Origin of the sequence: Pseudomonas sp. BIGb0381, assembly GCF_024809815.1 — a bacterium.
GTDB lineage: Bacteria > Pseudomonadota > Gammaproteobacteria > Pseudomonadales > Pseudomonadaceae > Aquipseudomonas.
Genome location: NZ_JANUEN010000010.1, coordinates 234,101 through 246,319, shown reverse-complemented (window position 1 = coordinate 246,319; position 12,219 = coordinate 234,101). Strand labels below are relative to the sequence as shown.

At 62.3% G+C, this 12,219-nt stretch carries 10 protein-coding genes; 3 read left to right on the top strand and 7 right to left on the bottom strand.

Features of this window, described 5'->3' with window-relative positions; translation table 11 throughout:
* Positions 1–348: 348 nt before the first annotated feature.
* Entirely contained in the window at positions 349–705 is a 357-nt protein-coding gene (locus M2397_RS24410) for a hypothetical protein (protein ID WP_131696996.1), read from the bottom strand.
* Between the two features lie 205 nt (positions 706–910).
* Between M2397_RS24410 and M2397_RS24405 the strand changes: the two genes are divergently transcribed.
* From M2397_RS24405 to M2397_RS24395, 3 genes are read left to right on the top strand one after another with little or no spacing between them, the layout of a single operon-like run.
* A complete protein-coding gene (locus M2397_RS24405) occupies positions 911–1,993 on the top strand; it encodes an efflux RND transporter periplasmic adaptor subunit (RefSeq protein WP_259244629.1) in 1,083 nt (360 codons plus the stop codon).
* Positions 1,990–3,060 carry an efflux RND transporter periplasmic adaptor subunit gene (locus M2397_RS24400; RefSeq protein ID WP_131696994.1) on the top strand — a complete coding sequence of 357 codons (1,071 nt, stop codon included), beginning with the start codon at positions 1,990–1,992 and terminating at the stop codon, positions 3,058–3,060. Before M2397_RS24405 ends, M2397_RS24400 begins: the two co-directional genes overlap by 4 nt.
* Positions 3,057–6,113 carry an efflux RND transporter permease subunit gene (locus M2397_RS24395; protein WP_131696993.1) on the top strand — a complete coding sequence of 1,019 codons (3,057 nt, stop codon included), beginning with the start codon at positions 3,057–3,059 and terminating at the stop codon, positions 6,111–6,113. The genes M2397_RS24400 and M2397_RS24395 overlap by 4 nt, the downstream gene beginning before the upstream one ends.
* Before the next feature lie 109 nt (positions 6,114–6,222).
* On the opposite strand, the gene M2397_RS24390 is transcribed toward M2397_RS24395, so the two are convergent.
* The 6 genes from M2397_RS24390 to M2397_RS24365 all read right to left on the bottom strand — a co-directional run bounded on the left by M2397_RS24390 (position 6,223) and on the right by M2397_RS24365 (position 12,206).
* The gene (locus tag M2397_RS24390; RefSeq protein WP_259244628.1) at positions 6,223–6,849 is read right to left on the bottom strand and encodes a bifunctional 2-polyprenyl-6-hydroxyphenol methylase/3-demethylubiquinol 3-O-methyltransferase UbiG; all 627 of its coding nucleotides are present in this window, start codon (positions 6,847–6,849) and stop codon (positions 6,223–6,225) included.
* An 89-nt stretch (positions 6,850–6,938) separates the two neighbouring features.
* Positions 6,939–7,583: a methionine ABC transporter permease gene (locus M2397_RS24385; RefSeq protein ID WP_145335773.1), complete on the bottom strand. Its 645-nt coding sequence runs from the start codon at positions 7,581–7,583 to the stop codon at positions 6,939–6,941.
* The gene (locus tag M2397_RS24380) at positions 7,573–8,688 is read right to left on the bottom strand and encodes a methionine ABC transporter ATP-binding protein (RefSeq protein WP_259244627.1); all 1,116 of its coding nucleotides are present in this window, start codon (positions 8,686–8,688) and stop codon (positions 7,573–7,575) included. The genes M2397_RS24385 and M2397_RS24380 overlap by 11 nt, the downstream gene beginning before the upstream one ends.
* Positions 8,685–9,500, bottom strand: coding sequence for a MetQ/NlpA family ABC transporter substrate-binding protein (locus M2397_RS24375; protein ID WP_259244626.1), 816 nt, complete (start codon positions 9,498–9,500; stop codon positions 8,685–8,687). Before M2397_RS24375 ends, M2397_RS24380 begins: the two co-directional genes overlap by 4 nt.
* Positions 9,501–9,645: 145 nt before the next feature.
* Positions 9,646–11,013, bottom strand: coding sequence for an LLM class flavin-dependent oxidoreductase (locus M2397_RS24370; RefSeq protein WP_259244625.1), 1,368 nt, complete (start codon positions 11,011–11,013; stop codon positions 9,646–9,648).
* Positions 11,013–12,206, bottom strand: coding sequence for an SfnB family sulfur acquisition oxidoreductase (locus M2397_RS24365; RefSeq protein ID WP_259244624.1), 1,194 nt, complete (start codon positions 12,204–12,206; stop codon positions 11,013–11,015). Before M2397_RS24365 ends, M2397_RS24370 begins: the two co-directional genes overlap by 1 nt.
* Positions 12,207–12,219: the final 13 nt, after the last annotated feature.

The following is a 12,219-nucleotide window of genomic DNA, read 5'->3' as shown; positions in this document are numbered from 1 at the left end:
GGGGCTTGCTCCCGATAGCGGTGTGTCAGTCAAAGATGTACTGACTAAACCACCGCTATCGGGAGCAAGCCCCCTCCCACAATTGATCTTCATCTCACTTTGGATTGTTAGTGGTTTTAGAGCGCTCGGCTGTTAATCGCCCTGCGCAACGCCACCAACCATTTCACCAGCTCCTGCGGATCAATCGGTTTCGCTTTGTTCATTGTTCATTCCCTCGAAAACAGACCCCCCAACCATAGCTGTCACCTGGCAAACCCGCGAATCGGGGCTGAATGTTACGGTTTCTACCCCCACGCTCGTGCTACGCGACGTTGGCCCTGTCGAGACGGAAGATGAGCCTGCCCCTGTTCAATGGGTAATCCGATAGTTTTCCGAGGCGCCCATCTCGCCATTTCCTTGGCCGATTCGAATCATGTAATGGATGGGATGGACGCCCAGGTGTTGCAGCAATACAGCTCGGGGAATATGTGTGCGAATTTGCTGCGGTGGGTTGTTGTTGAATTCGATATCCACCACCGGCCGCCGGCTGATGAAGATCTGGAGACGGTCCTTGCTCGTACCTATATCGGTCGGCTGGATGATGACCGTCGCTCCTTGGTCGGGGACATTCTTCAAGGACAGTTCATAGTGGTCGGAAGGCGGCGTCGGCGGCGTGGCTTCGGTAATCTGCAGGGGTGGAAGCATTTTTTTATCTTGGCTGCTCATTGGGTCTACCTCAGTACAGGGGGCGTGATTTGCTTGCACTGCAGCACGCGCGAATGACCGTGCAGCAAGACCGGGGTCAATGTTTACGAGGGTTGTCGAGGGCTGTCTACTGTTAGAACTCACAGGTCGCGCCGGCTTGGGAACCCTGATCTAAGCTCACAGTCGCATACACACTGGCACATCGCATCGCGCACAAGGAGTCTGCATGGGCGGTCGTATTTCTACCTGTATCGTCGGTTTGGGTTTAGTGGTGTTGCTGAGCGCTTGCGGCCAGGAAAACGCCGAACCCAAGCAGCATTCCCGAGTATTTGTGCAAACCGTGCAACCCGCGGATTTCGCCGCGGCCGTCACACTGACCGGGGATGTGCAGGCGCGCGTGCAGACCGACTTGTCCTTCCGCGTCGGCGGCAAGATCATCCAGCGCATGGTGGATGTGGGTGACCGCGTGACCGCCAGGCAAGTGCTGGCCAAGCTTGATCCCAAGGATTTGCAGACCAACGTCGATTCCGCCCAGGCCCAGGTCGTGGCCGAACAGGCGCGGGTCAAGCAAACCTCCGCCGCGTTTGTGCGCCAGGAAAAACTCCTGCCCAAGGGCTACACCAGCCGCAGCGAATACGATTCCGCCCAGGCCGCGCTGCGCAGCAGCCAAAGTGCCCTGGCCGCCGCGCAGGCGCAGTTGGCCAACGCCCGTGAACAACTCGGCTATACCGCGCTGATTGCGGATGCGCCGGGAGTGATCACTGCGCGCCAGGCCGAAGTCGGTCAGGTGGTACAGGCCACCGTGCCGATTTTCAGCCTGGCCACCGATGGCGAGCGCGATGCGGTGTTCAACGTTTATGAGTCACTGCTGGTTGAGCCGCCGCCCGATGCGCCGATCACCGTCAGCCTGCTGGATAACCCGAGCATCAAGGCCGTGGGTAAAGTGCGTGAAGTCACACCGGCCGTGGCCGCCAATACCGGCACGGTGCAAGTGAAGATCGCCCTGCAATCGTTGCCCGAAGGCATGCGGCTTGGTTCGGTGGTCAGCGCCACCGCCAATGGCCCGGCCAAATCGAGCATCGAGCTGCCCTGGTCGGCGTTGACCAAAGACCTCAGCGAGCCCGCCGTATGGCTGGTGGACGGCGAGGGCAAGGCGCAACTGCACAAGGTCACGGTGGCGCGTTACCTCACGGGCAAAGTGATTATTGCCGAGGGCCTTAAAGGCGGCGAAAAAGTCGTGGTGGCCGGTGGGCAATTGCTGCACCCCGGCATGCTGGTCGAGATCGCCCAGCCAGGAGCCCAGCCATGAAGCACCTGACGGTTGTACTCGCCGCCAGCCTGTTGCTGATGGCCTGCTCCAAGGAAGAACCGGCGCCCGAGCCCGTGCGCCCGGTGCTGTCCATGGAGGTGAAGTCCGAAGACCAGGAAACCCTCGGCCGCTTCGCCGGCACCATCCAGGCGCGCTACGAAAGCAACCTGGGCTTCCGCGTCCCCGGTCGCATCGCCCGGCGTGCCGTGGATGTGGGCGCCGAAGTGGAGAAGGGCGCCTTGCTCGCCGTGCTCGACCCTACCGACCAACAGAACCAGTTGCGCGCCGCCCAAGGCGATTTGGCGCGCGTGCAGGCGCAGTTCATCAATGCCCAGGCCAATGCCCGTCGCCAGCAGGAGCTGTTCAACCGTGGTGTCGGCGCCCAGGCCCAACTGGATGTGGCCCAGACCGACCTGAAAACCACCCAGGCCTCTCTCGACCAGGCCCGGGCTTCGGTCAATCAAGCCAAAGACCAGCTCAACTACGCCGAACTGCGCACCGACCACGCCGGCATCGTCACCGCCTGGAATGCCGAGGCCGGCCAGGTGGTCAGCGCCGGTCAGCAAGTGGTGACCCTGGCGCGCCCGGACATCAAGGAGGCGGTCATCGACCTGCCCGCCGGCCTCGCCGAGCGCCTGCCTCCGGATGGGGTGTTCCTGGTCGCCGGGCAACTCGACCCCAGCGTCAACACCACCGCCACCGTGCGCGAGATCGAACCCCAGGCCCAAAGCGCCACGCGCACCCGTCGCGCGCGCCTGACCCTGGCCGAAACGCCGCCCGCGTTCCGCCTTGGCACGGCGGTCAGCGTGACCTTGAGTTCGGCCATCGCCCCACGCATCGAGTTGCCCCTGAGCGCCTTGCAGGAAGTCGACGGCAAGACCCGCATCTGGTTGCTCGATACCCAAAGCCAGACCGTACAACCGCGCGACATCACGGTGCTTAGCCGTGACGCTGACAGCGCCTTGCTCAACGGCGGCGTCAAACCCGGCGAACGTATCGTTACCGCCGGCGTGAACAGCCTGAAGCCCGGGCAGAAAGTCAAAATCGACGAGGACAGCCCGCGATGAAAGGCAGCTTCAACTTATCCGAGTGGGCCCTCAAGCATCAGTCCTTCGTCTGGTACCTGATGTTCGTCGCGTTGCTGATGGGCGTGTTCTCCTACATGAACCTGGGCCGCGAGGAAGACCCCTCGTTCACCATCAAGACCATGGTGATCCAGACCCGCTGGCCGGGCGCGACCCAGGAAGAAACCCTCAGGCAGGTCACCGACCGCATCGAGAAAAAGCTCGAGGAACTCGACTCCCTCGACTACGTGAAAAGCTACACGCGACCGGGTGAATCCACGGTGTTCGTGTTCCTCAAGGACACCACCAGCGCCAAGGCGATTCCGGAGATCTGGTACCAGGTCCGCAAGAAGATCGACGACATTCGCGGCACCTTCCCCCAGGGCTTGCAGGGGCCGTCGTTCAACGACGAATTCGGCGATGTGTTCGGCTCGGTGTATGCCTTTACCGGCGACGGCCTGTCGATGCGCCAGTTGCGCGACTACGTGGAGCAGGTGCGCGCCGAGATCCGTTCGGTGCCGGGGCTGGGCAAGGTCGAGATGATCGGCCAGCAGGACGAAGTGATTTACCTGAATTTCTCCACGCGCAAACTGGCGGCCCTGGGCATTGACCAGCGCCAGGTGGTGCAAAGCCTGCAATCGCAGAACGCGGTGACCCCCGCCGGGGTGATCGAGGCCGGGCCGGAGCGCATCTCGGTGCGTACTTCGGGGCAGTTCGCCTCGGAAAAAGACCTGGCCAACGTCAACCTGCGCCTCAATGACCGCTTCTATCGCCTGGCCGATATCGCCGAGATCAGCCGTGGCTATGTTGACCCTGCGCGACCGATGTTCCGCTTCAACGGCAAGCCGGCGATTGGCTTGGCCATCGCCATGCAGAAGGGCGGCAACATCCAGTCGTTCGGCAAGGCACTGCACACGCGCATGGACGAACTGACCGCCGACCTGCCGGTGGGCGTCGGTGTGCATAAGGTCTCCGACCAGGCCGAAGTGGTGGAAGAGGCGGTCGGCGGCTTTACCAGCGCGCTGTTCGAAGCGGTGATCATCGTGCTGGTGGTGAGCTTTATCAGCCTCGGCATGCGCGCCGGGCTGGTGGTGGCGTGCTCGATTCCACTGGTGCTGGCGCTGGTGTTCGTGTTCATGGAATACAGCGGCATCACCATGCAGCGCGTGTCGCTGGGTGCGTTGATCATCGCCCTCGGCCTGTTGGTGGACGACGCGATGATCACCGTGGAGATGATGATCACACGTCTGGAAAAAGGCGAAACCAAGGAGCAGGCGGCCACCTATGCCTACACCTCCACGGCATTCCCGATGCTCACCGGTACCTTGGTGACCGTCGCCGGTTTCGTGCCGATTGGCCTCAACGCCAGTTCGGCGGGGGAGTACACCTTCACCCTGTTCGCGGTGATTGCCGTGGCGATGCTGGTGTCATGGGTGGTGGCGGTATTGTTTGCGCCGGTGATCGGCGTGCATATCCTCAGTGCCAAGGTGAAACCCCACAGCGCCGAGCCGGGGCGCATCGGCCGCGCGTTCAATGGCGGCATGCTGTGGGCCATGCGCAACCGTTGGTGGGCCATCGGCATCACCGTGGGCCTGTTCGTGGCGTCGGTGTTCTCCATGCAGTTTGTGCAGAACCAGTTCTTCCCGTCGTCGGACCGCCCGGAAATTCTCGTCGACCTCAACCTGCCGCAAAACGCCTCGATCAACGAGACGCGCAAGACGGTCGACCGTCTGGAAGCGATCATCAAGGACGACCCGGACATTACGCGCTGGAGCACCTATATCGGCCAGGGTGCGATCCGTTTCTACCTGCCCCTCGACCAGCAACTGGAAAACCCCTACTACGCGCAGTTGGTGATCGTCAGCAAAGGCCTGGAAGAGCGCGGTGCCTTGATTGCGCGCCTGCAAAAGCGCCTGCGTGACGACTTCGTGGGGATCGGCAGTTTTGTGCAACCGCTGGAAATGGGCCCGCCGGTGGGGCGTCCGATCCAGTATCGCGTGTCCGGTAAAGACACCGACCAGGTGCGCAAGCACGCCATCGAACTGGCGACCCTGCTGGATAAAAACACCCACCTGGGCGAGATCATCTACGACTGGAACGAGCCGGGCAAAGTGCTGCGCATCGACATTGCCCAGGACAAGGCGCGCCAGCTCGGGCTGTCATCCGAAGACGTGGCGCAGTTGATGAACAGCGTGGTCAGTGGTGCGTCGGTAACCCAGGTGCACGACGACATCTACCTGATCAACGTGGTCGGCCGTGCCGAGGACGCCGAGCGCGGTACGCCGGAAACCTTGCAGAACCTGCAGATCGTCACGCCCAACGGCACCTCGATCCCGCTGCTGGCCTTCGCCACCGTGCGCTATGAACTGGAACAGCCGCTGGTGTGGCGTCGCGACCGCAAGCCGACGATCACCATTAAAGCGTCGGTGCGCGATGAGATGCAGCCGACCGACCTGGTCAAGCAGCTCAAGCCGGAGATCGACGCATTCAGCGCCGGCCTGCCGGTGGGTTACAAGGTCGCCACGGGCGGCACCGTGGAAGAAAGCGGCAAGGCTCAGGGCCCGATTGCCAGCGTGGTGCCGCTGATGCTGTTCCTCATGGCGACCTTCCTGATGATCCAACTGCACAGCGTGCAGAAGATGTTCCTGGTGGCCAGTGTCGCGCCGCTGGGGCTGATCGGCGTGGTGCTGGCGTTGATCCCCACGGGCACGCCCATGGGCTTTGTGGCGATCCTCGGTATCCTGGCGCTGATCGGCATCATCATCCGTAACTCGGTGATCCTGGTGACGCAGATCCACGAATATGAAGTGGCCGGCTACACGCCGTGGGACGCGGTGGTGGAAGCCACCGAGCACCGGCGTCGGCCGATCCTGCTCACGGCGGCTGCGGCGAGCCTGGGCATGATCCCGATTGCTCGGGAAGTGTTCTGGGGGCCGATGGCCTACGCGATGATTGGCGGCATCATCATCGCCACCTTGCTGACGCTGTTGTTCCTGCCGGCGCTGTATGTGGCCTGGTACAAGATCCGCGAACCCCAACAGGAAGAACACGGTTAAAAATGTGGGAGGGGGCTTGCTCCCGATGGCGGTGGGTCAGTCAAAGATGTTCCAACTGATTCACTGCTATCGGGAGCAAGCCCCCTCCCACATTTGGAATGCGTTGCTTCTAAGGTTTGCGCCAGACACTGGCCAACCAAGGCTGCTGCTCTCGAGGCAATCCCGCCGGCCGGTAGTAATGCTCCAACTCCACAAAGCCGGCGGCGGTGAGCAGTGTTTGCCACGCCTCCAAGTCGTGATAAGCGCCATAGCGCGGCCCATTCCAGCCTTCCTGGTTCTGACCCCGTGGATTGGAACTGAACAGCACACCGCCGGGCTTCAACGCCCCATGCAGTTGTTTGAGCACACGCGGCAGTTCCTGCTTGGGGATATGAAACAGCACCGCATTGGCAAAGATCCCGTCAAAGCGTTCAGCCGGTAAATCCAGCTTGAGGAAGTCCTGCTGCAACACCTCACAGCCGCTGTCTTCGCGCGCCATCTGCGCAAACCGCTCGGAGCCGTCCAGGCCGACGGCGATATGCCCCATGCGCGTAAAGGTCTGCAAATCCCGCCCCGGCCCGCAGCCGAAGTCCAGCACGGTAAAGGGCGCAGTGCATTGGATATGCCGCAGCAGCGCGTCGATGTTCTGGCTCACATCGTGATCGCGGGTGCCTTCACGGAAGTCCTCGGCCACCTTGTTGTAGTGGCCGAGGGTGGTGGACGTGATCTGGTCGAGGTCGTCGGGCTTGAGGGGCATGGTGGGCAATACCGGGTGTTGAGATGACCCGACTATACCTTGTGGCGAGCGGGCTTGCCCCGCGTTGGGCTGCGCAGCAGCCCCAGCTTTCAGCGCTTGTTCAGCACCCGCGCCAACCGATCGCCACCCAACTGGATCACCGCCACCAGGATCACCAGCAGCACAATCACCGTGAGCATGATCTGCGTATCAAAGCGCTGGTAGCCGTAGCGATAGGCAATGTCGCCCAAGCCACCCGCACCAATGGCCCCGGCCATGGCGGACGAGTTGATCATGGTCACCAGGGTGATGGTGAACCCGCCGACAATCCCCGGCAGCGCTTCGGGCAGCAGAACATGCCAGATGATGTGCCAGCGCCGGCACCCCATGGCCTGGGCGGCTTCAATCAGGCCGTGGTCGACCTCGCGCAGACTCACCTCGGCAATGCGCGCGAAGAACGGCGTGGCGGCGATGGTCAGCGGCACAACCGCCGCCCACACGCCGTAGGTGGTGCCGACGATCAGCCGCGTGAAGGGGATCAGCGCCACCATCAGGATCAAAAACGGAATCGAGCGGAACAGATTGACGAATGCCCCCAGCACCCGGTTCAGCGCCGGTGCCTGGTAGATGCCGGCCTTGTCGCTGGTCACCAGAAACACCGCCAGCGGAATCCCCACCAGCAAGGCGATCAACGATGACACGCCGACCATCAACAAGGTGTCGATGGCACCCTGCACTAAACGATCAAACCACATAGCCCAGCACCTCCACCTGTTGTGCCCAGTTCGCGGCGCGGTTGCGCAGTTCCTCGGTGTTATGGGGTGAGCCGTTCACCGCCAGCAGCAGTTGCCCCAAGGCATGCCCCTGGATCCGTTCGACACCGCCCTGCAGCAGACGCACGCGCCCGCCGAGGGCGCTGAACAGCGCGGCCAGGTCCGGTTCATCGCTGGCACTGCCGGTGAACTGCAAGCGCAGCACCACGGCGGCGTGCGGTGATTCAGGCTGGGTGTGCAAACGGTTTTGCAGTTCTTCCGGCAGCCCATGTTGCAGCGGCGCCAGCAGGGTCTTGCTGACTTCATGTTGCGGGTTGCCGAACACTTGCCACACCGGGCCTTGTTCGACGATGCGCCCGTGTTCGAGCACCACCACGCGGTCGCAGATGTCGCGGATCACCGCCATCTCATGGGTGATCAAGACGATGGTCAGGCCCAGGCGCCGGTTGATCTCGCGCAGCAGGCCGAGGATCGATTGGGTGGTCTCCGGGTCAAGGGCCGAGGTGGCTTCGTCGCACAGCAGGATCTGCGGGTCGTGCACCAGCGAACGGGCAATGCCCACGCGCTGTTTCTGCCCGCCGGACAGCTGCGCCGGGTAGGCCTTGTGCTTGTCCTGCAAGCCGACCAATTCCAGCAACTCGCGCACTTTTTGCTCACGCTGGGGCTTGGGCACGCCGGCGACTTTCAGCGGCAATTCGACGTTCTGCCACACGGTCTTGGCCGACATCAGGTTGAAGTGCTGGAAGATCATGCCGATACGCCGACGCAGCGCCACCAGGTGGTCTTCGTCGAAGTCGCCGATGTCGACCTGATCGATCAACACGCGCCCGCTGCTGGGTTGTTCCAGGCGGTTGATGGTGCGGATCAGCGACGATTTGCCGGCGCCGCTGCGGCCGATAATGCCGAACACTTCACCGCGCTGGATCGCCAGGTCGATGCCTTGCAAGGCATGCACGCCGCCGTCGTAGGTTTTGCCCAGGTTTATAAAACGCACGTGCGCGCGGTTCAGGTCCGGGTGCAGTTCTGTCTGCTCGGCGTCCCTGGGTGGAGAACCCAGGTCGCGTAGTTGAAAGTGGGCGGCGGTCATTTTTTATCGTCCCAACCGACTTGGTACAACTTGCCGAGGGATTTATCCAACGCCGCGCGCACCACTGGCGAGTGCTGGTAGATGTCGACGAACTTGATCACGCGCGGGTCGGTTTTGCTCTTGGGCTGGATCACGAACTGGATCACGTATTCCGGGTGGTCGAGGCCGTCGAACAGCAGCGCCGACTCGGCATCGAAGGTCTTGGACAGGCGGATGTACGCCGGGTAGCCCTGCACCAGGTCGGCATCGTCATAGGCGCGCACCAGCTGCACAGCTTCGACTTGCAGGATCTTGATCTTCTTCGGGTTGGTGACGATGTCTTCTTCGGTGGCCTTGTAGCCCACGCCCGGCTTGAGGGTGATCAAGCCGGCCTTGGCCAGCAGTTGCAAGCCGCGACCGCTGTTGATCGGGTCGTTGGCAATTGCCACGCTGGCGCCTTGGGGCAGGTCGTTGATGCTTTTGTATTTCTTCGAGTACAGGCCGACGTTGTTGATGATGCCCGGCGCGTACGGCACCAGGTCAAAACCGGCGGCGGCCTTGGCGTTTTCCAGGAACGGGATGTGCTGGAAGTAGTTCACGTCAATATCGCCGGCGGCCAGGCTGACGTTGGGCGCGATCCAGTCGGTGAACTCCACCAGCTCGACGTTCAGGCCTTGCTTGCCGGCTTCGGCGACAGCGGCTTCCAGGGGAATCGCGAAGGCGGCAGTGGTGCCGATTTTCAACGGTGCATCGGCGGCGAACACCGCCGAGCTGAACAACCCGAAGGCCACGGCCAGTGCTTTGACTGGCTTATTGAGGAATGTCTTTTTCATAGTGGGTTTCCAGTCATAAGGTATTAGGACAAACAATGCAGATCCAATGTGGGAGGGGGCTTGCTCCCGATAGCAGTGGTTCAGTTGGCAAATGTGGTGACTGATACACCGCTATCGGGAGCAAGCCCCCTCCCACATTTTTCAATCAGTGGCGGTAGGTCGAGCCGGTGTGTTGTTCAGGTAGGCGAGCACTGGCGTGGAAGACTTTTTCCCGTAGCGTGCCGCTCTCATATTCGGTCTTGTACGACCCCCGCTTCTGCAACTCCGGCACCACCAGGTCGATAAAGTCCACATAGCTTTCCGGCGTGACAATGCGCGTCAGGTTGAAGCCATCCAGCCCGGTTTCGCTGATCCAGGATTCCAGCTCGTCAGCGACCTGTTCGGGCGAGCCGACCAGGGTGATATAGCGTCCGCCGAGGGCGTGCTGCTCAAGCAATTTGCGCCGGGTCCAGTCGTTGTTTTGCAGGTTCTTGGTGGCCGACTGGATCGCGTTGCTCTTCACGTACTGGATCGGTTCGTCGAGTTCGTATTGGGAAAAATCAATCGCGGTGGACGCCGAAAAGTGCGCCACGCCGGCCTCCGCACTTGCATAGCTCAGGTACTCGGCATGCTTGGCCCAGGCCAGTTCTTCGGTGGCGCCGACGATCACGTTGAGGCCCATGAACACCTTGATGTCTTGCGGGTTGCGTCCGGCCTCGACCGCGCTGGCGCGCACCTTGTCCACCTGCACTTTGGTCGCGGCCTTGTTCTGCCCGCTGATAAACACGCACTCGGCATGGCGCCCGGCAAACACCAAGCCACGGTCCGAACTGCCGGCCTGGAACAGCACCGGCGTACGCTGCGGCGACGGCTCGCACAGGTGATAACCCTCCACCTGATAGAACTCGCCATGGTGCTCGACCTTGTGCACCTTGCCCGGCTGCGCGTAGACCCGCGCCTGCGGATCGTTGAGCACCGCGTCGTCTTCCCAGCTGCCTTCCCAGAGTTTGTAGAGCACCTCCAGGTATTCATCGGCCTGGTCGTAGCGCCGGTCATGCTCGACCTGTTCGGTGAGGCCCATGGCCTTGGCGGCGCTGTCGAGGTAGCCGGTGACGATGTTCCAGCCCACCCGGCCACGGCTCAGGTGGTCGAGCGTGGACATGCGCCGGGCGAACAGATACGGCGGCTCATAGGTGAGGTTGGCGGTCAGGCCGAAGCCGAGGTTGTTGGTCACGGCGGCCATCGCCGAGACCAGCAGCAGCGGGTCGTTGACCGGCAGTTGAATCGACTCCTTGAGCGGCACATCGATGGAGTTCTGGTACACGTCATACACGCCGACGATATCGGCGATGAACAAACCGTCGAACAGCCCGCGCTCCAGGGTTTGTGCCAGGTCGGTCCAGTACTCGATGCTTTTGTATTGGGTGGACGTGTCCCGTGGATGGGTCCACATGCCGTGGTTGATATGCCCGATGCAGTTCATGTTGAAGGCATTGAGCAGGATCTTTTTTCTCGTTTTCAAAGGCAGCGCCATCAGATGGTTCCCCGCAGTGGCGGGTTTTCAGCGTTGAGGTAGTAATTGCCTACCGCAAAGTACTTCCAGCGCACCGGGTCGTGCAGGGTGTGCACGCGGGCGTTGCGCCAGTGGCGGTCGAGGCCGTGCTCGGCGAGGGTGGCCTGGCTGCCGGCCAGTTCGAACAGGGTGCTGCCGGCGGCCAGGGAGATCTCGGTGCTCAAGGCGCGCACTTCGGCCACGGCAATCGACGCAGCGGCCACGGTCTCGGCGCTGCTGTCGGCCTGGGCGCGGTCGAGGTATTCACCCGAACGATCCAACAAGGCTTCAGCGGCGTGCAGGCGAATGCTCAGGTGGCCGAAGCTCTTCAGGGTCAGCGGGTCTTCGGTGGCTTTGTCGTTGCCGGAATCGATCCACGGGCGGGTCTTGGTGCGCACAAAGTGCAGCGCATCTTCAAAGGCCGCGCGGGCGATGCCGGTGTCGATGGCGGCGTGGAGAATCTGCGCCAGCGGGCCGACGGTGGTCGGGCGCTCAAACGCACTCTGGAACGGGATTACGTCTTGCGCCGCAACCCACACGTTATCGAACACCACCGAGCCGCTGCCGGTGGTGCGCTGGCCAAAGCCGCTCCAGTCGTCGATAACCGTCAGCCCCTCGCTGTCGCGGGGCACGAAGGCCAGTTGCTGGATGCCGTGTTCATCCACCACCGAGGTGGGGATGCGCTGGGCATAGATCGCGCCGGTGGCGTAGAACTTGCGGCCGGTGATGCGGAAGCCGTCGCCGTCGCGGGTGATGGACGTAACACGGTCGTGGGCGGTCTTGGTGCCCAGTTCCGCCAGGGCGTTGCCGAAACGCTGGCCAGCGAGCACTTCGGCATACAGGCGTTGTTGCTGTTCAGGGCTGCCATTCACGCGCAGCACTTCGAGGGCGTAGAAATGGTTTTGCGGAATCTGGCCCAGGGAGGCATCAGCCTGGGCGATGAGGGCAATGACCTTGGCCAGGGTGACGTTGGACACACCGGCACCGCCGTATGCCTTGGGCACGCTGATGCCCCACAGGCCGGAGCGCGAGAACACGTCCAGCTCGGGCAGCGGCAGGCGGCGTTCGCGGTCGCGCTGGGCGCTGTCGCGGCGCAAGTCTTCGGCCAGGTCGCTGGCGACAATAAGGGCTTGTTCGTCGCTGGTGATAACCGCGACACGGTGAGAAAGGGTCATGAGTTTCTCCAGA